This window comes from Streptomyces sp. NPDC094034 (genome assembly GCF_040303865.1).
Lineage (GTDB): Bacteria > Actinomycetota > Actinomycetes > Streptomycetales > Streptomycetaceae > Streptomyces.
On sequence record NZ_JBEOUD010000014.1, the window covers coordinates 151725 to 177792 of the forward strand.

The window sequence follows — 26068 nt, forward strand, 5'->3', positions numbered from 1 at the left end:
CTGACCAAACGGCCCCGTGCAAAGCGTCAGACCCCGGGCGCAACTTGGCGTACTGCTCTGGGATGACATCCCGATGAGATGTTTCCCGCGTCCACTAGGGGAAGACAGGATTCCGCCGGTCCGCTTCCCAGCTCGTGAACTCCGACGACTCACGCAACGTCGGCGCAGACCACGTCGGCGCACGCCGCGTCGGGCAGACAGACGCCCCGTCAGCCCGCCCGGTGGACCACCGCGTCGCACAGCTCGATCAGTGCCGCCTTCGCGTACCCCTCGGGCAGCGGCGTCAGCGTCGCCCGCGCCTCCTGCGCGTACCGCACCGTGTCCCTCCGTGCCTGCTCCAGGGCCGGATGCGCGCGCAGCCGCCGCAGCGCCTCCGAGAGCCGCGCGTCGTCCGCCAGATCGCCGTCCAGCAGCTCGACCAGCGCGAGGTCGTCGGGGCGGCCGTGCGCCTCGGCCTGGGCGCGCAGCAGCAGCACGGGCAGTGTGTGGATGCCCTCACGCAGATCCGTGCCGGGCACCTTGCCCGACTCGTGCGAGTCGCTGGCGATGTCGAGTACGTCGTCCGCGAGCTGGAAAGCGACGCCGAGGCGCTCCCCGTACTGGGTGAGGATGTCGACGACCGACTCGTCCGCGCCGGAGGTCATCGCGCCGAAGCGGCAGGAGACCGCGACCAGCGAACCGGTCTTGCCGCCCAGGACGTCGAGGTAGTGCGCGACCGGGTCGCGACCGTCGCGCGGTCCCGCGGTCTCCAGGATCTGGCCCGTCACCAGCCGTTCGAACGCCTCGGCTTGGATCCGTACCGCCTCGGGCCCCAGATCGGCCAGGATGTGTGACGCGCGCGCGAAGAGAAAGTCACCCGTGAGGACGGCGACCGAGTTGCCCCAGCGGGCGTTGGCGCTGTCCACGCCCCGGCGGACCTCCGCCTCGTCCATCACGTCGTCGTGGTACAGCGTCGCGAGATGGGTCAGCTCGACGACCACCGCCGCGGGGACGACACCGGGCGCGTACGGATCACCGAACTGTGACGCGAGCATGACCAACAAAGGCCGGAAACGTTTGCCGCCCGCCCGTACCAGGTGCTGGGCAGCCTCCGTGATGAAGGGCACGTCGCTCTTGGTGGCATCGAGCAGCCCTGCCTCGACAGCCGCCAACCCGGTCTGGACATCGGCCTCAAGAGCCTGGTCCCGCACGCTCACCCCGAACGGCCCGACGACGGTCACGAGAGGTACTCCTGTCTGCTGACGATCACACGGATTGTCGATGTGTCGGCGTCTCCACTCAAGTCAGCCTATCCGGTCGCCTTTCGATCACCGTGGGCGCCTTCCCGGAACCGCCGCTATGTTCGGGATCAGCCATACGACCAGGAGTAGTGCTTTCGTCCCGAACAGTGACCGAACCCCGAGCGAACGGGGAGCGGCCATCACACGGCGATGATCACGGTCGGGACCGCCCGCCGAGGCACGAAGCACGAGGCGCAAGGCACGAGGCGCGAGGCAATCGCGAGGTGGCCCGGCATGCCCACGTCATCCACACCTGCTTCCCGCGGGAGACGATCCACCTACGGGCAAGGCGACCACATACGGGCCCGGCGATCACGAACGGGCCGAGCGATCATGCACGAGCCAAGCGATCACGCACGAACAGGGCCATCACGAACGGGCGGCGCAGCGGCCCCGACCGCGGCGATCTGACGGTGGAACAGATCCGCCTCGGGGGCTACCGCGGGTACGGTCCGCGAACTACCCGACACACGCCGCCCTATTGGGCCAAGACGGACTTTTCACCACTGCCGCGGCTGGGCAACAGCGACGTAACGTGTCCTGCATCGATCCGGAAAGCGAGGCAGCACCAATGCCCGAGCAGAGCCCGCTCGAACCGGCCGAGGGAGATCCCTTCGGCCCGCACAACCTCCCGTACGGAGTCTTCTCCACCGCCGACGAGCCCGACCGCCGCCGGCTCGGGGTCCGTATCGGCGACCACGTGCTCGACGCGGGAGCGGCGGCGCACGCCCTGGGCTCCCCGTACGCGGCACTGCTGGCCAGGCCGAGCCTCAACCCCCTGATGGCGGCGGGCCGTACGGCCTGGCGCGATGTCCGCCGGGCCCTCACCGCCTGGGTCACGGTGCCCGCGCACCGCGCGGACATAGAGCCCCTGCTCCATCCGCTCGGCTCGGTCACCCTGCATCTGCCGTACGAGATCGCGGACTATGTCGACTTCTACGCGAGCGAGCACCACGCCACCAATGTGGGCCGGATCTTCCGCCCCGACGGAGACGCGCTGCCGGCCAACTGGAAGCATCTGCCGATCGGTTACCACGGCAGGGCCGGCACGATCGTCGTATCGGGTACGGACGTGACGCGCCCGTCGGGACAGCGCAAGGCGCCCTCCGACCCGGTGCCGGTCTTCGGCCCCTCCGTCAAGCTCGACATCGAGGCGGAGGTCGCCTTTGTCGTCGGGACGCCCTCGCGGCAGGGCAGTGCGGTGGAGCAGACGTCTTTCCGTGACCATGTCTTCGGGCTGTCGCTCCTCAACGACTGGTCGGCGCGCGACATCCAGGCGTGGGAGTACGTACCGCTCGGCCCGTTCCTCGGGAAGTCCTTCGCCACCTCCGTCTCGGCGTGGGTGACCCCGCTGGAGGCCCTGGACGCGGCCCGGGTGGCGCCTCCGGCACGTACCGCCGAGCTGCTTCCCTATCTGGACGACGCGGCCGACGAGGAGCCGGGCGGCTTCGATCTGCGGATCTCCGTCTCGCTCAATGGCCAGGTCATCTCGGAGCCGCCGTTCTCCACCATGTACTGGACGGCGGCCCAGCAGCTGGCCCATATGACGGTCAACGGCGCCTCGCTCCGTACGGGCGACGTCTTCGCGTCCGGCACGGTCAGCGGCGCCGAGCGCGAGCAGCGCGGCTCCCTGCTCGAACTCACCTGGAACGGCACCGAGCCCCTTGAACTCCCGGGCGGCGGCCGGACATTCCTGGAGGACGGCGACGTGGTCACCCTGACCGCCTGGGCCCCGGGCCCCGACGGCACCCGGGTCGGCCTCGGCGAGGTCACGGGCCGGATCGTGCCCGCCTGAACCGGACTGCCCGGCACCCGCGGAGGGGTGCCGGGCGGCCGGTTCGTCACGTGGTGGCGTGCGCACCCCGCGGGGAGCGGGGTGCGGGCGCCACCGGGCTACCGCACGAACCCGCCCGCCTGGCCCGCCAGATCCAGGAAGTACTGCGGGGCCACGCCCAGGACCAGCGTGACCGCGACGCCGACCGCGATCGCCGTCGTCGTCAGGGCGGACGGCACCGCGACCGTCGGGCCCTCCGGCTTCGGCTCGCTGAAGAACATCAGCACGATGACCCGGATGTAGAAGAACGCGGCGATCGCCGAGGCGATCACACCGATCACGACCAGCACGCCCGCGCCGCCGTCCGCCGCCGCCTTGAAGACCGCGAACTTCCCGGCGAAGCCCGAGGTCAGCGGGATACCGGCGAAAGCGAGCAGGAAGACGGCGAAGACCGCGGCCACCAGGGGCGAACGCCGCCCGAGCCCGGCCCACTTGGACAGATGCGTCGCCTCGCCGCCCGCGTCGCGCACCAGCGTGACGACCGCGAACGCGCCGATCGTGACGAAGGAGTACGCCCCCAGATAGAAGAGGACGGACGAGATGCCCTCGCTCGTCCCCGCGATCACACCGGCCAGGATGAAGCCCGCGTGCGCGATCGAGGAGTACGCCAGGAGGCGCTTGATGTCGGTCTGGGTGATGGCGACGATCGCGCCGCCCAGCATCGTGACGATGACGACGCCCCACATCACCGGCCGCCAGTCCCAGCGCAGCCCCGGCAGCACGACATACAGCAGCCGCAGCAGCGCGCCGAAGGCCGCCACCTTGGTCGCCGCGGCCATGAAGCCGGTGACGGGCGTGGGCGCGCCCTGATAGACGTCCGGGGTCCACATGTGGAACGGCACCGCGCCGACCTTGAAGAGCAGCCCCATCAGGACCATCGCGCCGCCGATCAGCAGCAGCGCGTCATTGCCCATGGTGTCGGCGAGGGCCGGGTTGACGTTCTGGACGGTGCCGTTGACGACCTCCGCGATCCGCGCGTACGAGACGGAGCCCGCGTATCCGTACAGCAGGGCGATCCCGAAGAGCAGGAACGCCGACGAGAAGGCGCCCAGCAGGAAGTACTTGACCGCCGCCTCCTGCGACATCAGCCGCTTGCGGCGGGCGAGGGCGCACAGGAGGTAGAGCGGGAGCGAGAAGACTTCCAGCGCGATGAAGAGCGTCAGCAGATCGTTGGCCGCCGGGAAGACCAGCATGCCCGCGACGGCGAACATGGCCAGCGGGAACACCTCGGTGGTGGTGAACCCGGCCTTGACCGCCGCCTTCTCGGTGTCGCTGCCCGGTACGGCCGCGGCCTGCGCCACAAAGGAGTCGACGCGGTTGCCATGGGCCTCCGGGTCGAGCTTGCGCTCGGCGAAGGTGAACACGGCGACGATCGAGGCCAGCAGGATCGTGCCCTGGAGGAAGAGCGCCGGGCCGTCGACGGCGATGGCGCCCATGGCCGCGATGTGCTTCTTGGTCGTGCCGTATCCACCGGCCGCGAGCCCGACCACCGCCGCGAAACCGGCGGCGAGGGCGACCACGGAGAGGAACAGCTGTGTGTGGTACCTGCCCCGGCGCGGGACGAACGCCTCGGCCAGGATGCCGAGGACCGCCGCGCCCAGCACGATCAGTACGGGTGACAGCTGCGCGTACTCGATGTGCGGGGCCGGGATCTTGGTGATCCCGTCGGCCGCCGTCGTTGTCCACAGGCTGTGGACGACAGTCGCACTCATGGAGCGGCCTCCACCTCGGGCTTGGGATCGGTCTGCTGTACGTCGGAGAGCGTGTGCTCCACCGCGGGGTTGACGATCTCGGTCAGCGGCTTCGGATAGACGCCCAGGAAGAGCAGCAGCGCGATCAGCGGGGTGACGACCACCAGCTCACGGACGCGCAGATCCGGCATCGACTTGACCTCGGCCTTCAGCGGCCCGGTCATCGTGCGCTGATAGAGCACGAGGACATAGAGCGCGGCGAGGACGATGCCGATGGTGGCGATGATGCCGATCACCGGATATCTGCTGAACGTGCCGACCAGGACCAGGAACTCACTCACGAACGGCGAGAGCCCCGGCAGCGAGAGCGTCGCGAGCCCGCCGATCAGGAACGTCCCCGCGAGAACCGGCGCGACCTTCTGCACCCCGCCGTAGTCGGCGATGAGCCGCGAGCCGCGCCGGGTGATCAGGAAGCCCGCCACCAGCATCAGCGCGGCCGTCGAGATCCCGTGGTTGACCATGTAGAGCGTGGCGCCCGACTGGCCCTGGCTGGTCATCGCGAAGATGCCCATGATGATGAAGCCGAAGTGGGAGATCGACGCGTACGCGATCAGCCGCTTCATGTCCCGCTGGCCGACCGCGAGCAGCGCGCCGTAGACGATGCTGATCAGCGCGAGCACCAGGATCACCGGGGTGGCCCACTTGGACGCCTCCGGGAAGAGCTGGAGGCAGAAGCGCAGCATCGCGAACGTGCCGACCTTGTCGACCACGGCGGTGATCAGTACGGCGACGGGCGCGGTCGCCTCGCCCATGGCGTTGGGCAGCCAGGTGTGCAGCGGCCACAGCGGCGCCTTCACGGCGAAGGCGAAGAAGAAGCCGAGGAAGAGCCATCGCTCGGTGTCGGTCGCGATGGACAGCGAACCGTTGGCCCGCGCCTCGGCGATCTCGGAGAGCGAGAAGCTGCCCGCGACGACATAGAGCCCGATGACGGCGGCCAGCATGATCAGGCCGCCGACCAGGTTGTAGAGGAGGAACTTGACGGCCGCGTACGAGCGTTGGGTGGCCGCCGCCTCGTCCCCTCCGCTATGGGCGCGGTCGCCGAAGCCGCCGATGAGGAAGTACATCGGGATGAGCATGGCTTCGAAGAGGATGTAGAAGAGGAAGACGTCGGTGGCCTCGAAGGAGAGGATCACCATCGCCTCGACCATCAGGATCAGCGCGAAGAAGCCCTGGGTCGGCCGCCAGCGGCGGTTCGGGTGCACCTCTTCCAGCGGGTCGGCGTCATGCCAGCCGGCCAGGATCACGAAGGGGATCAGCAGCGCGGTCAGCGCGAGGAGCGCCACCCCGATGCCGTCCACGCCCAGTTCGTACCGGACCCCGAAGTCCGAGATCCAGGCGTGCGATTCGGTGAGCTGATAGCGGGCACCGCCGGGCTCGAAGCGGACCACCACGACGGCGGCCAGCACGAGCGTGGCGAGCGAGAAGAGCAGCGCCAGCCACTTGGCGGCGGTGCGCCGGGCGGCCGGGACGGCCGCCGTGACGATCGCGCCGACCGCGGGCAGCACGGCCGTGGCTGTCAGGAGCGGGAACGACATGTCCGTTACACCGCCCTCATCAGCAGGGTCGCGGCGATGAGCACTGCCGTACCTCCGAACATCGAGACCGCATAGGTGCGGGCGTAGCCGTTCTGCAGCTTGCGCAGTCGGCCGGAGAGCCCGCCGAACGACGCGGCGGTGCCGTTGACCACCCCGTCGACCAGGGTGTGGTCGACATAGACCAGGGAGCGGGTGAGGTGCTCGCCGCCGCGGACCAGGACCACATGGTTGAAGTCGTCCTGGAGGAGATCGCGGCGGGCGGCGCGGGTGAGCAGCGAGCCGCGCGGGGCGGTCACCGGCACGGGCCCCCGTCCGTACATGAACCAGGCGAGGGCGACCCCGAGGACCATCACGACCACGGTGGCGGTGGTGACGGTGGTGGCGCTGACCGGCGGGTGACCGTGCGAGTGTCCGGTGACGGGCTCCAGCCAGTGCAGGAAGCGGTCCCCGATGGAGAAGAACCCGCCGGCGAAGACCGAGCCGAAGGCCAGGATGATCATGGGGATGGTCATGGACTTCGGGGACTCGTGCGGGTGCGGTTCGTGTCCCTTCTCGTCCGGCTGCCAGCGCTTCTCGCCGAAGAACGTCAGCACCATCACGCGCGTCATGTAGAACGCGGTGATCGCGGCGCCCAGCAGCGTGACGGCGCCGAGGATCCAGCCCTCCGTACCGCCCTTGGCGAACGCGGCCTCGATGATCTTGTCCTTGGAGAAGAAGCCGGACAGCCCGGGGAAGCCGATGATCGCCAGATAACCGAGACCGAACGTGACGAACGTGACCGGCATGTACCTGCGCAGGCCGCCGTACTTCCGCATGTCGACCTCGTCGTTCATGCCGTGCATGACCGAACCGGCGCCGAGGAAGAGCCCGGCCTTGAAGAAGCCGTGCGTCACCAGGTGCATGATCGCGAAGACATAGCCGATCGGGCCGAGGCCCGCCGCCAGGATCATGTACCCGATCTGCGACATCGTCGAGCCCGCGAGGGCCTTCTTGATGTCGTCCTTCGCGCAACCGACGATCGCACCGAACAGGAGCGTCACCGCGCCGACCACCACGACCACCAGCTGTGCGTCCGGCGCCGCGTTGAAGATCGCGCCGGAGCGGGTGATCAGATACACGCCCGCCGTCACCATCGTCGCCGCGTGGATCAGGGCCGAGACCGGAGTCGGGCCCTCCATCGCGTCACCGAGCCAGGACTGGAGCGGCACCTGGGCCGACTTGCCGCACGCGGCCAGCAGCAGCATCAGGCCGATCGCCGTCAGCTTGCCCTCCGTCGCGTCGCCCGTGGACGACAGCACGGGGCCGAAGGCGAAGGTCCCGAAGGTGGTGAACATCAGCATGATCGCGATCGACAGACCCATGTCGCCGACCCGGTTGACCAGGAACGCCTTCTTGGCGGCCGTGGCCGCGCTGGGCTTGTGCTGCCAGAACCCGATGAGCAGGTACGAGGCGAGCCCCACACCCTCCCAGCCCATGTACAGCAGCAGGTAGTTGTCGGCGAGGACCAGCAGCAGCATCGCCGCCAGGAACAGGTTCAGATAGCCGAAGAAACGGCGGCGCCGCTCGTCGTGCTCCATGTACCCGATCGAATAGATATGGATCAGCGTGCCCACGCCGGTGATCAGCAGGACGAAGGTCATCGACAGCTGGTCGAGCTGGAAGGCGATGTCCGCCTGGAACCCCTCGACGGGGATCCAGCTGAACAGATGCTGGTGCAGGGAGCGGCCTTCGCCGCTCTTGCCGAGCATGTCGCTGAAGAGCACGACACCGATCACGAAGGACGCGGCGGCCAGCAGCGTGCCGAGCCAGTGGCCGACGCGGTCGAGCCGACGGCCGCCGCACAGCAGCACCGCCGCTCCGAGCAGAGGCGCCGCGATGAGCAGCGCAATCAAGTTCTCCACGATTCAGCGACCCCTCAGAGCTTCATCAGGCTGGCGTCGTCGACCGAGGCCGAGTGGCGGGAACGGAACAGCGACACGATGATCGCGAGCCCGACCACGACCTCCGCGGCGGCGACGACCATCGTGAAGAAGGCGATGATCTGGCCGTCGAGATTGCCGTGCATCCGGGAGAAGGCGACGAACGCGAGGTTGCAGGCGTTCAGCATCAGCTCGATGCACATGAACACCACGATCGCGTTCCGCCGGATCAGCACTCCGGCCGCGCCGATGGTGAACAACAGCGAGGCGAGATAGAGGTAGTTGACCGGATTCATCGCTTGACCTCCTCATCCTCGCGGCCCAGCCGCTCGGACGACCGCTGCTCCAGCGCCTTGAGGTCCGCGATGGCCTCGTTCGACACATCGCGGATCTGCCCGCGGTCCTTCAGCGTCTTGTTGACCGTCAGCTCGGACGGGGTGCCGTCGGGCAGCAGACCGGCGATGTCCACCGCGTTGTGCCGGGCGTAGACACCGGGGGCGGGCAGCGGGGGCAGTTGCGTGCCCTTGCGTACGCGCGCCTCGGCCAGCTCCCGCTGGGTCTTGGCCCGTTCGGTCCGCTCCCGGTGCGTGAGCACCATCGCGCCGACCGACGCGGTGATCAGCAGCGCGCCGGTGATCTCGAAGGCGAACACGTACCGGGTGAAGATCAGGGCGGCCAGTCCCTCGACATTGCCGCCGGCGTTGGCCTGGCCGAGCCCGGTGAAGGAGTTCAGCGAGGCGTTGCCGATCCCGGTGATGAGCAGGACCCCGAAGCCCAGCCCGCAGGCGGCGGCCCACCAACGCTGACCCTTCAGCGTCTCCTTGAGGGAGTCGGCGGCCGTGACACCGACGAGCATCACCACGAAGAGGAACAGCATCATGATCGCGCCGGTGTAGACGACGATCTGCACCACGCCCAGGAAATACGCCCCGTTGGCGAGATAGAAGACCGCCAGGACGATCATCGTGGCGGCCAGGCACAGCGCGCTGTGCACGGCCTTCTTCATCAGGATCGTGCAGAGAGCGCCGATCACGGCGACGGTGCCGAGGATCCAGAACTGGACGGCCTCACCGGTCGAGGTCGTCGTGGCGGCGGAGGTGAGCGAGGACGCGGAGGTGAAGGAGGAAACAGGCAGGACGGACGCGAGGGAGGACGCGGCGAGCAGGCTCATGCACCGACCTCCTCGTCCGTCGGCTTCTCGCCCTTGCTGACCGCGACCTGCCGGACCGTACCCGGCGCGGCCTCGGTGACCAGCCCCCGGTAGTAGTCCTGTTCATCGGTGCCCGGGAAGATCGAGTGCGGTGTCTCGACCATGCCTTCCTGAAGGCCCGCGAGAAGCTGCTCCTTCGTATAGATCAGGTTCTCGCGGGAGCTGTCGGCCAGCTCGAAGTCATTGGTCATCGTGAGCGCCCTGGTCGGGCAGGCCTCGATACACAGACCGCACAGGATGCAGCGCGCGTAGTTGATCTGGTAGACGCGGCCGTAGCGCTCCCCCGGGGAGTAGCGCTCCTCGTCCGTGTTGTCCGCGCCCTCCACATAGATCGCGTCCGCCGGGCACGCCCAGGCGCACAACTCGCAGCCGATGCACTTCTCCAGCCCGTCCGGATGCCGGTTCAGCTGATGCCGGCCGTGGAAGCGCGGCGCCGTCTCCTTCTGCTGTTCCGGGTACTGCTCGGTCAGCCGCTTCTTGAACATGGCCTTGAAGGTCACGCCGAAGCCGGCCACCGGATTCCGGGGGGGACGCGGGATGTCCCCCGGCGAAGAGTCAGACACTGTCAGCCTCCTTTCCGTCACTCTCGGTACCGTCACTCACAGTATTGCCCCCACCACTGACAATCAGCTCGCGGTCACGCCGTGGCCGCCTGCGCGGTACGGGCGGCAACTCCTGTCCCGGCAGCGGCGGTACGGGGAATCCGCCCGCCATCGGGTCGAAGGCCGGGGGCTCCGGTTCGTTCGCCGCCGCGGCCTTCTCCTTCCTGTCGCGGAAGATGTCCACGACGAAGGAGAGCAGCAGGATCGCGATGACCGCCCCGAGGACGTACAGCACGATCGACTGGAAGCCGTAGTTCTCGTTGCGCAGGGCCCGTACGGTCGCGACGACCATCAGCCAGACCACCGAGACCGGGATCAGCACCTTCCAGCCGAGCTTCATCAGCTGGTCGTAGCGCACGCGCGGCAGCGTGCCGCGCAGCCAGATGAAGAAGAACAGCAGCAGCTGGACCTTGAGGACGAACCAGAGAAGCGGCCACCAGCCGTGGTTCGCGCCCTCCCAGAAGGTGGAGATCGGCCACGGGGCGCGCCAGCCGCCGAGGAAGAGCGTGGCGGCGACGGCCGAGACGGTGACCATGTTGATGTACTCGGCGAGCATGAACATCGCGAACTTGATCGACGAGTACTCGGTGTTGAAGCCGCCGACGAGGTCGCCCTCGGACTCCGGCATGTCGAAGGGGGCGCGGTTCGTCTCGCCCACCATCGTGACGATGTAGATGATGAAGGAGACCGGCAGCAGGATGATGTACCAGCGGTCGGCCTGGGCCTCGACGATCGCCGAGGTCGACATCGACCCCGAGTAGAGGAACACCGACGCGAACGCGGCGCCCATGGCGATCTCGTACGAGATCATCTGCGCGCACGAGCGCAACCCGCCGAGCAGCGGATACGTCGACCCCGACGACCAGCCCGCGAGGACGATGCCGTAGATGCCGACCGAGGCGACGGCGAGGATGTAGAGCATCGCGATCGGCAGGTCGGTCAGCTGCATCGTGGTGCGGTGGCCGAAGATCGAGACCTCGTTGCCGGCCGGGCCGAACGGGATCACCGCGATCGCCATGAACGCCGGCACCGCCGCGATGATCGGCGCGAGGACGTAGACCACCTTGTCCGCACGCTTGACGATGATGTCTTCCTTGAACATCAGCTTGGCGCCGTCGGCGAGGGACTGGAGCATCCCCCAGGGGCCGTGCCGGTTCGGGCCGATGCGCAGCTGCATCCAGGCGACGACCTTGCGCTCCCACACGATGGCGAAGAGCACGGTCAGCAGCAGGAACGCGAAGCAGAACACCGCCTTGACGACCACGAGCCACCACGGATCGCGGCCGAACATCGACAGGTCCTCGACGGCGAGGACCTGTCCCGGGGCCGTCGCGAGTTGGGCGAAGGCGGTCATGCGCGCACCTCCGGTGCTTCCGTGGCCGCGTCGCCGGGCTCGGCCGGGCCGATACGGACGAGCGTGCCGGGGCGGGAGCCGGTGTCCGCGAGGACCCCGCCGCCCGTCGAGTTGAGCGGCAGCCAGACCACCCGGTCCGGCATCTCCGTGACCTGGAGCGGGAGCGTGACCGTGCCCGACGGGCCGGTGACGGACAGCTCGTCGCCGTTCTTGACGCCCGTCTCGGCGGCCGTCGCGGTGGAGAGCCGGGCGACCGCCGCGTGCCGGGTGCCGGCCAGCGCGTCGTCGCCCTGCTGGAGAAGACCGAGGTCGAGCAGGAGCCGGTGGCCCGCGAGTACGGCTTCGCCCTCGCCGGGCCTGGGCACCGGACGGGACGGTTCCAGCGGCTCGGTCGCGCGCGGTCCCTCCCAGTGGCCGAGCCGTTCCAGCTCGGCGCGTACGGCCCTGAGGTCGGGCAGTGCGAAGTCGCCGGCCCCGTCGGCGTCCGAGGTGGCGGCGAGCGTGTCGGCCAGCATGTGCAGCACGCGCGCGTCGCTCGGTGCCAGGCGCCGGGTCATCTGCTCCGGCTTGAGCGCGGCCTCGAACAGCCGCACCCTGCCTTCCCAGTTGAGGAAGGTGCCCGACTTCTCCGCGACGGCGGCCACCGGGAAGACCACATCGGCCCGCTCGGTGACCTCGCTCGGCCGCAGCTCCAGCGAGACGAGGAACCCTACGGCGTCCAGCGCGGCCCGCGCGGACGCCGGGTCCGGCAGATCCGCGACCTCGACACCCGCGACGACCAGGGCGGTCAGCTCGCCGGTGGCGGCGGCCTCGATGATCCGGCCGGTGTCACGTCCGTAGGCGCGCGGCAGTTCGCTCACACCCCAGACCGCGGCGGTCTCCTGACGGGCCCGCGGGTCGGTGGCGGGACGGCCGCCGGGCAGCAGCGACGGGAGCGCGCCCGCCTCCACCGCGCCGCGCTCGCCGGCCCGCCTGGGAATCCACACCAGCCTCGCGCCGGTCGCGGTGGCGGCCCGCGCGGCGGCGGTGAGCCCGCCAGGTACGGCCGCCAGCCGCTCACCGACGACGATCACGGCACCCGGCTCGCGCAGCGCCTGGGAGGCCCGTTCGCCGTCCCCTTCGAGTCCGGCGCTGACCGGGTTGGCCGCCAGCGCGTCCAGCCATTCGGTCTCGGTGCCCGGCGCGGCCGGCAGCAGCGTGCCGCCGGCCTTCTCCAGACCGCGGGTGGCGTGGGTGGCCAGCGAGAACGTGCGCTGGCCGTGGTTGCGGCGTGCCTTGCGCAGCCGCAGGAAGACGCCGGGCGCCTCCTCCTCGGACTCGAAGCCCGCGAGCAGCACGGCCGGAGCCTTCTCCAGCGTGGTGTACGTGAGCCCCGTACCGTCCAGGTCGCGGCCGTGGCCCGCGACATGGGCGGCCAGGAAGTCGGCCTCCTCGGTGCTGTGCACGCGCGCGCGGAAGTCGATGTCGTTGGTGTCGAGGACGACCCGGGCGAACTTGGCGTACGCGTAGGCGTCCTCGACGGTGAGCCGGCCACCGGCCAGCACGCCCGCCCGGCCGCGCGCGGCGCTCAGACCGCGGGCCGCGGCCTCCAGCGCCTCGGGCCAGCTCGCCGGTTCGAGGACGCCGTCCCCGTTCCGTACGAGCGGGGTGGTGAGCCGGTCGGGCTTCTGCGCGTAGCGGAAGCCGAACCGCCCCTTGTCGCACAGCCACTCCTCGTTGACCTCCGGGTCATTGGCGGCCAGCCGCCGCATGACCTTGCCGCGCCGGTGGTCGGTCCGGGTGGCACAGCCGCCCGCGCAGTGCTCGCAGACGCTCGGCGAGGACACCAGGTCGAACGGGCGGGAGCGGAAGCGGTACGCGGCCGAGGTCAGCGCCCCGACCGGGCAGATCTGGATGGTGTTCCCAGAGAAGTACGACTCGAACGGGTCGCCCTCGCCGGTGCCGACCTGCTGGAGCGCGCCCCGCTCGATCAGCTCGATCATCGGGTCGCCCGCGATCTGGTTGGAGAACCGCGTACAGCGCGCGCACAGCACACACCGCTCACGGTCGAGCAGCACCTGGGTGGAGATCGGGACGGGCTTCTGGAATGTGCGCTTCTTGCCCTCGAAGCGGGTGTCCGGGTCGCCGACCTGCATGGCCTGGTTCTGGAGCGGGCACTCGCCGCCCTTGTCGCAGACCGGGCAGTCCAGCGGGTGGTTGATGAGCAGCAGCTCCATCACCCCGCGCTGGGCCTTCTCGGCGACCGGCGAGGTCAGCTGCGACTTGACGACCATGCCGTCGGTGCAGGTGATGGTGCAGGAGGCCATCGGCTTGCGCTGGCCCTCCACCTCGACGATGCACTGGCGGCAGGCGCCGGCCGGGTCGAGGAGCGGATGGTCGCAGAAGCGCGGGATCTCGATGCCGAGGAGTTCGGCGGCGCGGATGACCAGGGTCCCCTTGGGGACGGAGATCTCGATGCCGTCGATGGTCAGCGAGACCAGGTCCTCGGGCGGGACCGGCGGCTCGCCGCCGCCGGAGGGAGCGCTCGTCGTCACGGTCATGCGTTCACCTCCAGGTGCGGGTTCCGGTCTGCCCAGACGGTGGACTTCGCGGGGTCGAAGGGGCAGCCCTTGCCGGTGATGTGCTGCTCGTACTCCTCGCGGAAGTACTGGAGCGAGGAGAAGATCGGGGACGCGGCGCCGTCGCCGAGCGCGCAGAAGGACTTGCCGTTGATGTTGTCGGCGATGTCGTTGAGCTTGTCGAGGTCGGACAGCTGTCCCTTGCCGTCCTCGATATCGCGGAGCAACTGCACCAGCCAGTACGTCCCCTCGCGGCAGGGCGTGCACTTGCCGCAGGACTCATGGGCGTAGAACTCGGTCCAGCGGGTGACGGCACGGACGACGCAGGTGGTCTCGTCGAAGCACTGGAGGGCCTTCGTGCCGAGCATGGAGCCGGCGGCGCCCACCCCCTCGTAGTCCAGCGGGACATCGAGGTGCTCGTCGGTGAACATCGGGGTCGAGGAGCCGCCCGGTGTCCAGAACTTGAGCCGGTGGCCCGCGCGCATGCCGCCGCTCATGTCGAGCAGCTGGCGCAGGGTGACGCCGAGCGGGGCCTCGTACTGGCCGGGGCTGGTGACATGGCCGCTGAGCGAGTAGAGCGTGAAGCCCGGGGACTTCTCGCTGCCCATCGACCTGAACCAGTCCTTGCCGCAGTTGAGGATCGCGGGAACGGACGCGATGGACTCGACGTTGTTCACCACGGTGGGGCAGGCGTAGAGGCCGGCCACCGCCGGGAAGGGAGGACGCAGCCGGGGCTGTCCGCGACGGCCCTCCAGGGAGTCGAGCAGCGCGGTCTCCTCACCGCAGATGTACGCGCCCGCGCCCGCGTGCACGATGACATCGAGATCGAGCCCGCTGCCCAGGATGTTCTTGCCGAGGTACCCCGCCGCGTAGGCCTCACGCACCGCCTCGTGCACCCTGCGCAGTACGGGGACGACCTCGCCGCGCAGATAGATGAACGCGTGCTGCGAGCGGATCGCGTAGCAGGCGATCACGATCCCCTCGATGAGGGAGTGCGGATTGGCGAAGAGGAGCGGGATGTCCTTGCAGGTGCCCGGCTCCGACTCGTCCGCGTTGACGACGAGGTAGTGCGGCTTGCCGTCGCCCTGCGGGATGAACTGCCACTTCATCCCGGTGGGGAAGCCCGCGCCGCCGCGGCCGCGCAGGCCCGATTCCTTGACATACGCGATGACGTCGTCGGGCGGCATCGCGAGGGCCTTCTTGAGCCCCTCGTATCCTTCGTGGCGCTCGTAGGTCTCCAGCGTCCAGGAATCCGGCTGGTCCCAGAAGGCGGACAGGACGGGCGCGAGGATCTTCTCGGGGCTGGTCCCGTTCTCGTTGAGCGCGGCGGCCACTGTCATCACTCCCCCTCCTCGGCTGCGCCCGGCTGCGATTCGTTCTGCGGATGCGCGCCGTCCCGGGGCCGTACCACCCGCTGGGGTGCCTCGCCCTTGGCGAGCCGCAGGCCGACCAGCGACGCGGGTCCGGCGCCACCGGTGGCCTCGACGGCACCGGGGCGCTCGTCGGGGAAGCCGGCGAGGATGCGCGCGGTCTCCTTGTAGGTGCACAGGGGGGCGCCGCGGGTGGGCTGGACGGTCCCTCCCTCGCGCAGGTCGTCGACGAGCCGCTTGGCGCTGTCCGGCGTCTGGTTGTCGAAGAACTCCCAGTTCACCATCACGACGGGCGCGAAGTCGCAGGCCGCGTTGCACTCGATGTGTTCGAGGGTGACCTTGCCGTCCTCGGTCGTCTCGTTGTTGCCGACGCCGAGATGCTCCTTGAGCGCGTCGAAGATGGCGTCGCCGCCCATCACCGCGCAGAGCGTGTTGGTGCAGACGCCGACCTGGTAGTCGCCGCCCTGCTTGCGGCGGTACATGGAGTAGAAGGTCGCGACGGCCGTGACCTCGGCGGTGGTCAGTTCGAGCAGCTCCGCGCAGAAGGCCATCCCCGTGCGGGAGACGAACCCCTCCTCGGACTGCACGAGGTGCAGCAGCGGGAGCAGCGCGGACCGGGAGCCGGGGTAGCGGCCGATGATCTCCTTGGCGTCCGCTTCCAGCCTGGCACGTACCTCGGCCGGGTAGTCGGGAGCGGGGAGCTGTGGCATCCCCAGGCTCACCTCTGCGTTGGGCGGTGTGGTGGTCACCGGTCGACACCTCCCATCACGGGGTCGATGGACGCGACGGCGACGATGACGTCGGCGACCTGGCCGCCCTCGCACATCGCCGCCATGGCCTGGAGATTGGTGAAGGACGGGTCGCGGAAGTGGACCCGGTACGGGCGGGTGCCGCCGTCGGAGACGACATGCGCGCCCAGCTCGCCCTTGGGCGACTCGACGGCCGCGTACGCCTGTCCCGGCGGGACCCGGAAGCCCTCCGTCACCAGCTTGAAGTGATGGATCAGAGCCTCCATGGACGTGCCCATGATGTTCTTGATGTGGTCGAGCGAGTTGCCCAGACCGTCGGGGCCGAGCGCCAGCTGTGCGGGCCAGGCGATCTTCTTGTCGGCGACCATCACCGGGCCCGGCTCCAGCCGGTCCAGGCACTGTTCGACGATCCGCAGCGACTGGCGCATCTCCTCCAGGCGGATGAGGAAGCGGCCGTACGCGTCGCAGGTGTCGGCGGTCGGGACCTCGAAGTCGAAGGTCTCGTAACCGCAGTACGGGTCGCTCCTGCGCAGGTCGTGCGGGAGTCCGGCGGAGCGCAGGATCGGTCCGGTGGCGCCCAGCGCCATGCAGCCGGTCAGATCGAGATAGCCGACATCCTGCATACGGGCCTTGAAGATCGGGTTGCCGGTGGCGAGCTTGTCGTACTCCGGCAGGTTCTTGCGCAGCGTCTTCAGCAGCTCGCGCAGCTGGTCAACGGCGCCCGGGGGCAGATCCTGGGCGAGTCCGCCGGGGCGGATGAACGCGTGGTTCATCCGCAGGCCGGTGATCATCTCGTAGGCATCGAGAATCAGTTCACGATCACGGAAGCCGTAGATCATGATCGTCGTCGCGCCCAGCTCCATGCCGCCGGTGGCGATACAGACGAGGTGCGAGGAGAGCCGGTTCAGCTCCATCAGCAGGACGCGGATGAGCGTGGCCCGGTCCGGGATGTCGTCCTCGATGCCGAGCAGCTTCTCCACGCCGAGGCAGTACGCCGTCTCGTTGAAGAACGACGTCAGGTAATCCATGCGCGTGACGAAGGTGGTGCCCTGCGTCCAGTTGCGGAATTCGAGGTTCTTCTCGATACCGGTGTGCAGATAGCCGATGCCGCAGCGGGCCTCGGTGACGGTCTCGCCCTCGATCTCCAGGATCAGCCGCAGCACTCCGTGGGTGGAGGGGTGCTGGGGGCCCATGTTGACGACGATCCGCTCGTCGTCGGCCTTGGCCGCGGACTCGACGACCTCGTCCCAGTCGCCACCGGTGACCGTATATACGGTGCCCTCGGTGGTCGCGCGGGGCGTGGCGTGCGGGGCGTGGGGTGCGTGGGGAGCAGACATCAGGAGTACGACCTCCGCTGGTCCGGAGCCGGGATCTGGGCGCCCTTGTACTCGACGGCGATCCCGCCGAGGGGATAGTCCTTGCGCTGCGGGAAGCCCTGCCAGTCGTCCGGCATCATGATCCGGGTCAGGGCGGGGTGGCCGTCGAAGATCAGCCCGAAGAAGTCGTACGTCTCGCGCTCGTGCCAGTCGTTGGTCGGATAGATCTCGACCAGGGACGGCACATGCGGGTCGGCGTCCGGCGCGGAGACCTCAAGACGGAGCAGCCGGCCGTGGGTGAGCGAGCGCAGGTGGTAGACGGCGTGCAGCTCGCGGCCCTTGTCACCGGGGTAGTGGACGCCCGAGACCCCCGTGCAGAGCTCGAAGCGCAGCGCCGGGTCGTCGCGCAGGGTGCGCGCCACCTGGACGAGATGCTCGCGCGCGATGTGGAAGGTGAGTTCGGCGCGGTCGACGACGGTCTTCTCGATGGCGTTGTCCGGGAGGAGACCCTGCTCCTCCAGCGCGCCTTCGAGCTCGTCGGCGATCTCGTCGAAGGACCCGCCGGGGCCGCCGTACGGCCGGGCGGAGGCGCCCGGCAGCAGCACGGTCCTGACGAGCCCGCCGTAGCCGGAGGTGTCGCCGCCGTTGTTGGCGCCGAACATGCCCTTCTGTACGCGGATGGGCTCGCCGGTGTCCTCACGCGCGGACGGAACGTTGTTTCCGGAGGGCCGCTGTCCGGATCCCTGGTCGCCGGTCATCGCAGCAGCCCCTTCATCTCGATCGTCGGGAGCGCCTTGAGGGCCGCCTCCTCCGCCTCACGGGCCGCTTCCTCCGCGTTGACCCCGAGCTTGGAGCTCTGGATCTTCTGGTGGAGCTTGAGAATGGCGTCCATCAGCATCTCGGGGCGTGGTGGGCAGCCGGGCAAATAGATGTCGACAGGGACAATATGATCTACACCCTGGACAATCGCGTAATTATTGAACATTCCGCCCGATGATGCGCAAACCCCCATGGAAATCACCCACTTGGGGTTGGGCATCTGGTCATAGACCTGTCGCAGAACCGGCGCCATCTTCTGGCTCACCCGCCCGGCCACGATCATCAGATCGGCCTGTCGCGGCGAACCGCGGAAGACCTCCATGCCGAACCGCGCCAGGTCGTACCGCCCGGCACCGGTCGTCATCATCTCGATGGCGCAGCACGCGAGGCCGAAGGTCGCGGGGAAGACGGATGACTTCCGCACCCAGCCCGAGGCCTGTTCGACGGTGGTCAGCAGAAAACCGCTCGGCAGCTTCTCTTCGAGTCCCATTGGTGGCCCCTCAGCCCCTTTAGTCCCATTCCAGACCGCCGCGCCGCCACACATACGCGTAGGCGACGAAGACGGTGAGCACGAAGAGCAGCATCTCCACGAGCCCGAAAATCCCCAGGGCGTCGAAGCTGACGGCCCAGGGGTAAAGGAAGACGACCTCGATATCGAAGATGATGAAGAGCATCGCCGTCAGGTAGTACTTGATGGGAAAACGGCCGCCTCCGGCCGGCGTCGGCGTGGGTTCGATGCCACACTCGTACGCTTCAACTTTGGCCCGGTTGTAGCGCTTTGGGCCGATAAGCGTGGCCATGACCACGGAGAAGATCGCAAACCCAGCCCCGAGGGCGCCGAGCACGAGGATGGGTGCGTAGGAATTCACGCCCCTCAGCTCCTTCCAGTCGTCCTTGACCGTTGGATCGCACCGGGCGGTTCGCCTCGCCGCCCCGTCACGATCACTGAAGATCGCGTACATGTGAGGCAGTTCACAAGCCCGACTGCCCCGCATCCTATGCCCGGTGGTCTGTGATCTGCGACACGGGGTGCGACAACAGCTTTGTGATCTCCACCACCCGACGAAGGATCATGAAGTCGGATGAGCGGTGATCTTCATACGTGAAGCGGCCGAGCGGTCACCAGATGTGACAACCGAGTCCGTTTCCACTGGTCAGGGGCGGGTCGCTCTATCAAGCGATGCACCGTACAAGCAAATTTGCAATGAAATAGTCTACCGTGCTAAGGGGCTCGATGGTCACTCGCGCGAGGGGGAAGTGCGGACCGACATGGACGCGTGCACGCGTTCACGAGCAACCGGGACAGCTTCTTCACGAGCAACCGGGACGGCTTCGCGAGCGTCCATAGAGACACCCGTGCGCACGCCGGAAGACCCGGCGGCCACCCACAGCGCGGCCCGTGATCGTTCCGACCGCCGGACAGTGACCACTCTGTGACCTGTACCACTTCACTCCACCGTCAAGACAAGAGGGCTTGGCCATGGGTGTGAAGGGGTGGTAAGCGGCGGGCAATTCGGACGTTTATCGGAAAGACCGTGATCACAGCCATGATCGCGCATGCCCGGTTTGCCCGTTACGGCGTCAATAAGACCCGAAGCTAAGCGGATTCACAGATTCCGAACGTAACTGTGGCGCAACACACCTTGCTTGACGGGAACCAGGTCTCACCTGATAGCCGTAGTTCTCATGTCCCACACCGCTCACATACCCAGCCACCGGAAGCCCCGCCGCAGCGCGTCGAAAGTCGTCCTCCGTAGCGGAGTTGCCGGTGGCGTCCTCAGCACCATCGCGGTCGCAGGTGCCGCCGGTCCGGCGAACGCCGAGCCGGTGACCACCCAGACCATAGAAATGCCCACGCTCACCTCCGGCCTTGTCAGCGACTTCACGAAGTCCGCCGAGGCCACTCAGCGCATGGCCAACTCCCTGGACCTGCGCGCCCAGCAGGACGCCGCGGCCGCCAGCGCCGCGCAGACCGCCAAGAAGGCCCAGGCCGAGGCGGAGCGCAAGGCCGAGGCGGAGGCCAAGAAGAAGGCCGAAGCCGAGGCCCGCGCCAAGGCCGCTGCCGCCGAGCGCGCGTCCCGTACCGCGGAGCGCACCACGCTGTCGGCGTCCTCCTCGTCGGACTCCGGCTCGGGCTCCTCGTCCGGTTCGTCCGCCTCGACGTCGTCGAAGACCACTTCGGGGGCCACCGGTTCCGCCGCCGCGGTGCTCGCCTTCGCCCAGGCCCAGCTCGGCGACGCGTACATCATGGGCTCGACGGGCCCCAACGCCTGGGACTGCTCCGCCCTCGTCCAGGCCGCCTACCGCCAGATCGGCGTCGACCTCCCGCGCGTCTCGCAGGACCAGTCGACCGCCGGCACCCAGGTCTCCCTGAGCAACCTCCAGCCGGGCGACATCCTCTACTGGGGCGGCGCGGGCAGCGCGTACCACACGGCGATCTACGCCGGTGGCGGCGAGTTCATCGGCGCGCAGAACCCCAGCAGCGGTGTGGTGAAGAAGTCCCTGGACTGGGACCCGCCGAGCGGCGCCGTCCGCGTCCTCTGATCCGCCGCTCCACTCGTGGTACGACCGACCAAGTCGTCGTACGGCGACGAGAACCCGCACCCTGCTCGGGCGATGCGGGTTCTTGTCGCGCTCGCCCCCGCTCGCCCCTTTTGCCCTGCTCTCGTCAGACGGCGGCGCTGGGGATCGCGACACCGGTGAGGCGCTCGGACTCGGCCCACAGACGGGCGTTGGCGGCCGGGTCGAGGGCCCGGCGGGTGATACGGGCGGTGGCCGTGGGGCCGACCAGCCCGAAGCGTCCGCCCGGACCGTAGTACCCGCCGGCGACGGCGCCGGGGTCGGCGGCCGCGTACAGCAATGGCTCCGTGCCCTGTTGGACGTCCTGCGAGGGCAGGACGGAGAACAGGGGGTTCCAGCGCGGCTTGCCGGTGCCGAGACTCGCCCCCGCCGTCTGGAGGTTCGTCCGCGTGTAGCCGGGGTGCGCGCCGATGCTCAGCAGCGGCCAGCCGCGCTCGGCGGCGAAGGCCGCGAGCTGCCGGGTCATCATGAGATTGGCGAGCTTGGACTGCGCGTACGAGAGGTTCGGGCTGTAGCGGCGCTCCCACTGAAGGTCCTCGAAGTGGATACGGCCGAAGTTGGCCGTACCGCTGCTCATCGTGGCCACCCGCGGCGCGGTGGCGGACAGGAGCAGCGGAAGCAGCCGGACGGTCAGCGCGAAGGGGCCGAGGTAGTTGCTGCCCAGCTGCAACTCGAAGCCGTCGGCCGTGGTCAGCCGGATCGGCGGGGTCATCACCCCGGCGTTGTTGACCAGCAGATCGAGTGGGATGCCGTCGGCGATGAGCCCGTCCGCGAACTCCTGGACGGAGGCCAGATCGGCCAGATCGATCCGGCGCACCTCCAGTTGGGCGCCCGGGTGCCGGGCCAGGATCTCGGCGCGGGCCCGCTCCCCCTTGGCGACCGTACGGACGGCCATCACGACACGCGCCCCCGCACCGGCGAGCCGACGGGCCGCTTCCTTGCCGGTCCCGCTGTTGGCGCCGGTGACGACCGCCAGCTTTCCGCTCTGGTCGGGGACGACGTACATGGCCACTCCTTCGTCCAGGAGACCGTCTCGTAATAGACCGCCTCGCAGTAGACGGCCTCATAGTAGACCGCCGGTCTGTTGTCATCGAAGCTAGCAGACCGTCGGTCTGCTAACAACAGACCGGGGGTCTGTAGCCTTGTGGCCATGACAACGCCCTTCCAGCGCGCCCGCAGCGAGGAGCAGCGCGCCGTACGCCGGCAAGCGATCCTGGACAGCGCGGCGGCAATGCTGACCGAGATGCCCGTGGCGCAGGTGAGCCTCAACGAGCTGAGCCGACGCGTCGGTCTGGCGAAGTCGAACGTGCTGCGCTACTTCGAGTCCCGCGAGGCCGTCCTGCTCGAACTGCTGGACACCGCGCTGCGGGAGTGGCTGGAACTGCTGGCCGACACCCTCGCCACGGCGGTCGACGCGACCACCGGACCGTACGAACGCGGCGACCGGCTCGCGGGCGCGATGGCGGACACACTGGCGGCCCGTCCGGTGCTCTGCGATCTGGTCAGCGCGCAGGCGGCGGTGCTGGAACGGAACATCTCCCCGCGCATCGCCGCGGAGCACAAGCGCGCCACCCTGGCCGGCGTCACCGTCCTGGTCCGGCTGATCCGCGCACACCTGCCCGAGTTGGACGAACCCGACGCGACGAAGTACGCCGCCGCCGCCTTGATGTCCACCGGCGCGGTCTGGACCCACGCGCAGCCCTCGGCCGCGATGCTGGCCGCCTACGAGGCCGACCCCACGCTGGCCGTCATGCAAATGGACTTCACCGCGACGCTCCGCGAACTGCTGGAGGTAGTGGCCACGGGCCTGCTGACCCGAGCACTGCGCGGCTTTCCCGCCTGAACGCAACCCGGCCCCCCGCGGTGAACCCGCGGGGGGCCGGTCATGAGCAGGCGTCACTTGTCGCCGAAGATCACAACCGTGTTGAAGCTGTTCTTGATCTTGGAGTCGATGTCGATGAACTCACCCCGACCGTCGTGCTCCCAGCTCGTGGCTGAGGCGGCACCCGCACCGCCCAGGACGGCCATGGCGGCGAGAGCGGCGGCGGCGACTGCTGTACGAATACGCATGAGTTTTCTCCTTGTGAAGAAACGTTCGGTTCGGACACTTCACAGGTTCACGTTGGAGCGCCGCCGATAACCGAGCGGGAAGAGAGACCACTCCGATGCGGAGAAAATGCAGTACCCCTGGCCGAGAAACGCCAAAAGGCTGGTTTCCGGTCCCACGGCCGGGCCGCCGAGACTCCGGGATGCGCCATTGACGGTCCAGTATCAGACTGACGGGGGTGCGCCCGAACCGCACGCCGCGGTCCGCGATGGGACGCGCGGCTGCCCCTCCCCGCCGGGCACACTCCCCCACGGCAATGAGGTCCGCTCTTTGTTACTGGCCGGTTCGATGGCGGAGGGCGGAGGGCGGCCGGGTCCCCGGGGCCCCGGAGGACGGATCAGCGCGGGGCAGGACGCATGGCCGGGGGTTCAGCGGTGCCGACGATGAAATCGCCACCCACGTGCCGGACATCGGCCGACCACCCCAGCGCGGCGAGCTCGTCAGTGAGCGTGCCGGCGTCGCGGAAGACCTTGACGACGCGATACGGACTGCCGTCGTCGAGGCGGCGCAGCACCGCGGGGGTGGACCGCTGGTCCAGAACCTCTTCGCGCGCGGCCTCGGCGGGGCCGTCGTCGACGAAGATCACCCTCCCGTTCGGCGCGAGTGCGGAGGCGACCGTGCCCCAGAAGTCCCGTAGGCGGGACGGCGGGACGTGGGAGAGCCAGAAGGCGAAGAACACGGTGTCGTAGCGGCGCGGCGGGCGCCAGGCGAACAGATCGGCCTGGACGAACCGGACGTGCGGGGAGGCAACCCGCGCACGTGCGATGGCCAATGGCTCGTCCGACGCGTCGACAGCGGTCACCGAGCGCGCCCGCGCGGCGAGCGCCTTGGTCCACTGGCCGGTTCCGCAGGCCAACTCCAGTACGTCCCCCACGATCGGCAGGCCGTCGGCCGCGGCCAGCAGCTCCCGCAGATCCTCCCGCTCGGAATAGGGCCGGTCGTATGCGCCCGCGTGGGCCCGGTAGTAGGCGATCTGCTCTGCCAGAAGAGCGTCCTCATCGCTGTCCATGCGGCCGACCCTAATGGGCATCCGGCCCTCCGCGCCCGCCCTTCGCGGCACGGACCCTGTGGATCTGACACCATTCCGCGATCGGCGCGATGGGCGGATCCCGGACGTTGAACAGGGTCCAACGGGAGGTATCGGGCATGAGTTTCAGGCTGGCGGCGTACGCCGTGTGCGTCGAGGACGGGCGGGTACTGCTCGCGCGTCATGTACCGCCGGAGGGCGAGAGCAACTGGACTCTCCCTGGCGGTCGCGTCGAGCACGGGGAGGACCCGTTCGACGCGGTGATCCGGGAGGTCGCCGAGGAGACCGGCTGCGACGCCGTGGTCGAACGTCTGCTGGGCGTGGACTCCCGGGTGATCCCCGCAGCCGTCGCGCGTGCGGGAGTCGAGCACCAGAATGTCGGCGTCTTCTACCGGGTCCGTATCACCGGCGGCCAACCGCGGCCCGAGCCGAACGGCGAAATCGCCGAGTCCGTCTGGGCTCCGATCCCCGATGTCGCTCGGCTGCGCCGGTCGTCACTGGTCGACGTCGGCCTCGACCTGGCCCGGACCCTTCCGGCGACCGGCCATGTCGCTCCCGTACCGGTCGGCGGTCTGATTCAGCACTGAGGCACCGCTGTTCGCGAGCGGACCGCACGGCGCACCAAGCGCGGCGCCGACGGTATGAATCGTTTCCTCGCCCGCCGGGCTACTCGGTGATACCGTATAGTGGTACTCGGCACTACACAGTACTGGGGCAGTCGAAGGGGAGGCGCGCGATGGAGGACCTGACAGAAATGTTGAAGGGCACGCTGGAGGGCTGCGTGCTGGAAATCATCGACAGCGAGGAGACCTACGGGTACGCCATCACGCGTCGGCTGAACGAACTTGGCTTCACCGACGTCGTCGAGGGGACGGTCTACACCATCCTGCTGCGGCTGGAGAAGAACAAGCTCGTCCAGGTGACGAAGCGACCATCCGGGGTGGGCCCGCCACGGAAGTTCTACGCGCTCAACGACGCGGGGCGTGCGGAACTCGTGAAGTTCTGGGCGAAATGGAAATACCTCTCATCACGCATCGACATGCTCAAGGAGGGCGGGAGATGAACTTCTGGGAGACCATGACCGGCAGCGACCTCACCAGGGACTGGAAGGCGTTCGAAGCCCGGGCCGAGACATTGCCCGACGACTACCGGGCGGCATGGGAACAGATCAAGGCCCACCTCTTCCCCTACTCGGGCTTCACGGGCCGCAACCTGATGCCGATCCTCGACGGCGCCCTGGGGCTGCTCGAAGAGACGGCCGCGGACGGGCAGACCATCCACGAGGTGCTGGGCGACGACATCGCGGGCTTCTGCGCGGCGCTGGCCGGCGGAGAAGGGGCCCGGAACTATCGCGACCGGTGGCGCGAGCAACTGAACAGGAACGTCGCAAGGAAACTGGGCCGGCTAGGAGGCTGACATGGGCATCCAAGACATCATCGAAGGCAAGAAGCAATGGCGAGCGCATGTGGCGCGGGTCAAGGCGCTCCCGCCGGACTACCAGATCGTCTACAAGGAGATGCAGAAGTACTTCTTCAAGATCGGTCCGGTCGACCTGACTGACGGGACCCTGCTCTCAGGGATTGTCGACTTCTTCGAAGAGGGCGTCGCGGCCGGCAAGGGAGTCCTGGAACTCATCGGCACCGACGTCGCCGCCTTCTGCGACGACCTGGTCAAGGACTCGCGCACCTACGCGGACATCTATCAGGAGTCCGTCCAGGAGTCCGTCAGCGGGAAACCCGGCACGACAGAGAAGTAAGACCACCCGCAACGGAACCACTTGGGCGGCGAGGCGGGGGGGGTGCGGGTTCGTGCCGAGGGGTAGTCGGGGGCACCCGGTGCGTTTGATGGCGGGTGGGGGCCGCCCCTGATCTTTGAGTGTCGCGGTTACGGGTCGGGCGTCAAGGGCGCTCCTCCGTCGCGTCGGCTGCGCCGATTCCGCTGCGCTCCACCCTTGACACCCAACCCTCCACCGCAAGTGCTGCTTTGAGGGGGGCGGCCCGGGGGGAGGGGTCCCAATGCCAGGAACTTTAGGGGGTGCGGGTTTGAGTCGTGGTGGT

At 68.7% G+C, this 26068-nt stretch carries 25 protein-coding genes; 7 read left to right on the forward strand and 18 right to left on the reverse strand.

The annotated features are described in order from the left end of the window. Positions 1-209: 209 nt before the first annotated feature. Positions 210-1220 carry a polyprenyl synthetase family protein gene (locus tag ABTZ59_RS15785; protein ID WP_351396640.1) on the reverse strand — a complete coding sequence of 337 codons (1011 nt, stop codon included), beginning with the start codon at positions 1218-1220 and terminating at the stop codon, positions 210-212. Between the two features lie 631 nt (positions 1221-1851). Between ABTZ59_RS15785 and fahA the strand changes: the two genes are divergently transcribed. Further along, entirely contained in the window at positions 1852-3075 is a 1224-nt protein-coding gene (gene fahA / locus ABTZ59_RS15790) for a fumarylacetoacetase (RefSeq protein ID WP_351396643.1), read from the forward strand. Positions 3076-3173: 98 nt separating this feature from the next. Here the strand turns inward: fahA and nuoN are convergent, their stop codons facing one another. Genes nuoN through ABTZ59_RS15860 form a run of 14 tightly spaced genes read right to left on the reverse strand, consistent with a single transcriptional unit; the run spans position 3174 to position 19166 of the window. Beyond that, positions 3174-4826 carry an NADH-quinone oxidoreductase subunit NuoN gene (nuoN, locus tag ABTZ59_RS15795; protein ID WP_351396647.1) on the reverse strand — a complete coding sequence of 551 codons (1653 nt, stop codon included), beginning with the start codon at positions 4824-4826 and terminating at the stop codon, positions 3174-3176. Continuing rightward, positions 4823-6400: an NADH-quinone oxidoreductase subunit M gene (locus ABTZ59_RS15800; protein WP_351396650.1), complete on the reverse strand. Its 1578-nt coding sequence runs from the start codon at positions 6398-6400 to the stop codon at positions 4823-4825. The genes nuoN and ABTZ59_RS15800 overlap by 4 nt, the downstream gene beginning before the upstream one ends. A 5-nt stretch (positions 6401-6405) precedes the next feature. Next, a complete protein-coding gene (nuoL, locus tag ABTZ59_RS15805; protein WP_351396653.1) occupies positions 6406-8301 on the reverse strand; it encodes an NADH-quinone oxidoreductase subunit L in 1896 nt (631 codons plus the stop codon). 14 nt (positions 8302-8315) lie between these two features. Continuing rightward, positions 8316-8615, reverse strand: a complete 300-nt coding sequence (gene nuoK / locus ABTZ59_RS15810; protein ID WP_030351371.1) for an NADH-quinone oxidoreductase subunit NuoK — start codon at positions 8613-8615, stop codon at positions 8316-8318. Further along, entirely contained in the window at positions 8612-9490 is an 879-nt protein-coding gene (locus ABTZ59_RS15815; protein ID WP_351396656.1) for an NADH-quinone oxidoreductase subunit J, read from the reverse strand. Before ABTZ59_RS15815 ends, nuoK begins: the two co-directional genes overlap by 4 nt. Continuing rightward, positions 9487-10092: an NADH-quinone oxidoreductase subunit NuoI gene (nuoI, locus tag ABTZ59_RS15820; RefSeq protein WP_351396659.1), complete on the reverse strand. Its 606-nt coding sequence runs from the start codon at positions 10090-10092 to the stop codon at positions 9487-9489. The genes ABTZ59_RS15815 and nuoI overlap by 4 nt, the downstream gene beginning before the upstream one ends. Next, a complete protein-coding gene (nuoH, locus tag ABTZ59_RS15825; RefSeq protein WP_351396662.1) occupies positions 10085-11485 on the reverse strand; it encodes an NADH-quinone oxidoreductase subunit NuoH in 1401 nt (466 codons plus the stop codon). Before nuoH ends, nuoI begins: the two co-directional genes overlap by 8 nt. Continuing rightward, on the reverse strand, positions 11482-14025 hold the full coding sequence (locus tag ABTZ59_RS15830) for an NADH-quinone oxidoreductase subunit G (RefSeq protein WP_351396665.1): 2544 nt from the start codon (positions 14023-14025) through the stop codon (positions 11482-11484). Before ABTZ59_RS15830 ends, nuoH begins: the two co-directional genes overlap by 4 nt. Then, entirely contained in the window at positions 14022-15383 is a 1362-nt protein-coding gene (nuoF, locus tag ABTZ59_RS15835; protein ID WP_351396668.1) for an NADH-quinone oxidoreductase subunit NuoF, read from the reverse strand. The genes ABTZ59_RS15830 and nuoF overlap by 4 nt, the downstream gene beginning before the upstream one ends. Then, positions 15383-16162 (reverse strand): NADH-quinone oxidoreductase subunit NuoE, encoded by a 780-nt coding sequence (gene nuoE / locus ABTZ59_RS15840; protein ID WP_351396670.1) that lies wholly within the window; start codon positions 16160-16162, stop codon positions 15383-15385. The genes nuoF and nuoE overlap by 1 nt, the downstream gene beginning before the upstream one ends. Then, positions 16159-17499: an NADH-quinone oxidoreductase subunit D gene (locus ABTZ59_RS15845; RefSeq protein WP_351396673.1), complete on the reverse strand. Its 1341-nt coding sequence runs from the start codon at positions 17497-17499 to the stop codon at positions 16159-16161. Before ABTZ59_RS15845 ends, nuoE begins: the two co-directional genes overlap by 4 nt. Beyond that, positions 17499-18236, reverse strand: coding sequence for an NADH-quinone oxidoreductase subunit C (locus ABTZ59_RS15850; protein ID WP_351396676.1), 738 nt, complete (start codon positions 18234-18236; stop codon positions 17499-17501). Before ABTZ59_RS15850 ends, ABTZ59_RS15845 begins: the two co-directional genes overlap by 1 nt. Then, complete coding sequence (locus tag ABTZ59_RS15855) at positions 18233-18787, reverse strand: NuoB/complex I 20 kDa subunit family protein (protein ID WP_046505025.1); 555 nt, start codon at positions 18785-18787, stop codon at positions 18233-18235. Before ABTZ59_RS15855 ends, ABTZ59_RS15850 begins: the two co-directional genes overlap by 4 nt. Before the next feature lie 19 nt (positions 18788-18806). After that, entirely contained in the window at positions 18807-19166 is a 360-nt protein-coding gene (locus tag ABTZ59_RS15860) for an NADH-quinone oxidoreductase subunit A (RefSeq protein ID WP_351396732.1), read from the reverse strand. Positions 19167-19983: 817 nt separating this feature from the next. Between ABTZ59_RS15860 and ABTZ59_RS15865 the strand changes: the two genes are divergently transcribed. Further along, positions 19984-20841 (forward strand): C40 family peptidase, encoded by an 858-nt coding sequence (locus tag ABTZ59_RS15865; RefSeq protein ID WP_351396679.1) that lies wholly within the window; start codon positions 19984-19986, stop codon positions 20839-20841. Positions 20842-20965: 124 nt separating this feature from the next. On the opposite strand, the gene ABTZ59_RS15870 is transcribed toward ABTZ59_RS15865, so the two are convergent. After that, entirely contained in the window at positions 20966-21883 is a 918-nt protein-coding gene (locus ABTZ59_RS15870) for an SDR family oxidoreductase (RefSeq protein ID WP_351396683.1), read from the reverse strand. A gap of 144 nt (positions 21884-22027) precedes the next feature. Between ABTZ59_RS15870 and ABTZ59_RS15875 the strand changes: the two genes are divergently transcribed. Beyond that, positions 22028-22720, forward strand: a complete 693-nt coding sequence (locus ABTZ59_RS15875; RefSeq protein WP_351396686.1) for a TetR/AcrR family transcriptional regulator — start codon at positions 22028-22030, stop codon at positions 22718-22720. Between the two features lie 53 nt (positions 22721-22773). Here ABTZ59_RS15875 and ABTZ59_RS15880 read toward each other — a convergent pair whose 3' ends face one another. Further along, the gene (locus ABTZ59_RS15880; RefSeq protein ID WP_351396689.1) at positions 22774-22947 is read right to left on the reverse strand and encodes a hypothetical protein; all 174 of its coding nucleotides are present in this window, start codon (positions 22945-22947) and stop codon (positions 22774-22776) included. A gap of 374 nt (positions 22948-23321) precedes the next feature. After that, entirely contained in the window at positions 23322-23993 is a 672-nt protein-coding gene (locus ABTZ59_RS15885) for a class I SAM-dependent methyltransferase (RefSeq protein WP_351396692.1), read from the reverse strand. A gap of 137 nt (positions 23994-24130) precedes the next feature. Here ABTZ59_RS15885 and ABTZ59_RS15890 point away from each other — a divergent pair, with 137 nt between their 5' ends. The 4 genes from ABTZ59_RS15890 to ABTZ59_RS15905 all read left to right on the forward strand — a co-directional run bounded on the left by ABTZ59_RS15890 (position 24131) and on the right by ABTZ59_RS15905 (position 25767). Next, positions 24131-24598, forward strand: coding sequence for an NUDIX hydrolase (locus ABTZ59_RS15890; RefSeq protein WP_351396695.1), 468 nt, complete (start codon positions 24131-24133; stop codon positions 24596-24598). 149 nt (positions 24599-24747) lie between these two features. After that, positions 24748-25074, forward strand: a complete 327-nt coding sequence (locus tag ABTZ59_RS15895) for a PadR family transcriptional regulator (RefSeq protein ID WP_351396698.1) — start codon at positions 24748-24750, stop codon at positions 25072-25074. Continuing rightward, positions 25071-25427 carry a DUF1048 domain-containing protein gene (locus ABTZ59_RS15900; protein ID WP_351396701.1) on the forward strand — a complete coding sequence of 119 codons (357 nt, stop codon included), beginning with the start codon at positions 25071-25073 and terminating at the stop codon, positions 25425-25427. Before ABTZ59_RS15895 ends, ABTZ59_RS15900 begins: the two co-directional genes overlap by 4 nt. Before the next feature lies 1 nt (position 25428). Further along, on the forward strand, positions 25429-25767 hold the full coding sequence (locus tag ABTZ59_RS15905) for a DUF1048 domain-containing protein (protein WP_351396703.1): 339 nt from the start codon (positions 25429-25431) through the stop codon (positions 25765-25767). Positions 25768-26068 lie beyond the last annotated feature (301 nt).

Excerpts from the sequence above, each read along its gene's own strand:
- fahA (WP_351396643.1), top strand. The coding sequence starts at position 1,852 with ATGCCCGAGCAGAGCCCGCTCGAACCGGCCGAGGGAGATCCCTTCGGC.
- nuoN (WP_351396647.1), bottom strand. The coding sequence starts at position 4,826 with ATGAGTGCGACTGTCGTCCACAGCCTGTGGACAACGACGGCGGCCGAC.
- ABTZ59_RS15800 (WP_351396650.1), bottom strand. The coding sequence starts at position 6,400 with ATGTCGTTCCCGCTCCTGACAGCCACGGCCGTGCTGCCCGCGGTCGGC.
- nuoK (WP_030351371.1), bottom strand. The coding sequence starts at position 8,615 with ATGAATCCGGTCAACTACCTCTATCTCGCCTCGCTGTTGTTCACCATC.
- ABTZ59_RS15815 (WP_351396656.1), bottom strand. The coding sequence starts at position 9,490 with ATGAGCCTGCTCGCCGCGTCCTCCCTCGCGTCCGTCCTGCCTGTTTCC.
- nuoH (WP_351396662.1), bottom strand. The coding sequence starts at position 11,485 with ATGACCGCCTTCGCCCAACTCGCGACGGCCCCGGGACAGGTCCTCGCC.
- ABTZ59_RS15830 (WP_351396665.1), bottom strand. The coding sequence starts at position 14,025 with ATGACCGTGACGACGAGCGCTCCCTCCGGCGGCGGCGAGCCGCCGGTC.
- nuoF (WP_351396668.1), bottom strand. The coding sequence starts at position 15,383 with ATGACAGTGGCCGCCGCGCTCAACGAGAACGGGACCAGCCCCGAGAAG.
- ABTZ59_RS15845 (WP_351396673.1), bottom strand. The coding sequence starts at position 17,499 with ATGTCTGCTCCCCACGCACCCCACGCCCCGCACGCCACGCCCCGCGCG.
- ABTZ59_RS15850 (WP_351396676.1), bottom strand. The coding sequence starts at position 18,236 with ATGACCGGCGACCAGGGATCCGGACAGCGGCCCTCCGGAAACAACGTT.
- ABTZ59_RS15855 (WP_046505025.1), bottom strand. The coding sequence starts at position 18,787 with ATGGGACTCGAAGAGAAGCTGCCGAGCGGTTTTCTGCTGACCACCGTC.
- ABTZ59_RS15865 (WP_351396679.1), top strand. The coding sequence starts at position 19,984 with ATGTCCCACACCGCTCACATACCCAGCCACCGGAAGCCCCGCCGCAGC.
- ABTZ59_RS15870 (WP_351396683.1), bottom strand. The coding sequence starts at position 21,883 with ATGTACGTCGTCCCCGACCAGAGCGGAAAGCTGGCGGTCGTCACCGGC.
- ABTZ59_RS15875 (WP_351396686.1), top strand. The coding sequence starts at position 22,028 with ATGACAACGCCCTTCCAGCGCGCCCGCAGCGAGGAGCAGCGCGCCGTA.
- ABTZ59_RS15880 (WP_351396689.1), bottom strand. The coding sequence starts at position 22,947 with ATGCGTATTCGTACAGCAGTCGCCGCCGCCGCTCTCGCCGCCATGGCC.
- ABTZ59_RS15885 (WP_351396692.1), bottom strand. The coding sequence starts at position 23,993 with ATGGACAGCGATGAGGACGCTCTTCTGGCAGAGCAGATCGCCTACTAC.
- ABTZ59_RS15890 (WP_351396695.1), top strand. The coding sequence starts at position 24,131 with ATGAGTTTCAGGCTGGCGGCGTACGCCGTGTGCGTCGAGGACGGGCGG.
- ABTZ59_RS15895 (WP_351396698.1), top strand. The coding sequence starts at position 24,748 with ATGGAGGACCTGACAGAAATGTTGAAGGGCACGCTGGAGGGCTGCGTG.
- ABTZ59_RS15900 (WP_351396701.1), top strand. The coding sequence starts at position 25,071 with ATGAACTTCTGGGAGACCATGACCGGCAGCGACCTCACCAGGGACTGG.
- ABTZ59_RS15905 (WP_351396703.1), top strand. The coding sequence starts at position 25,429 with ATGGGCATCCAAGACATCATCGAAGGCAAGAAGCAATGGCGAGCGCAT.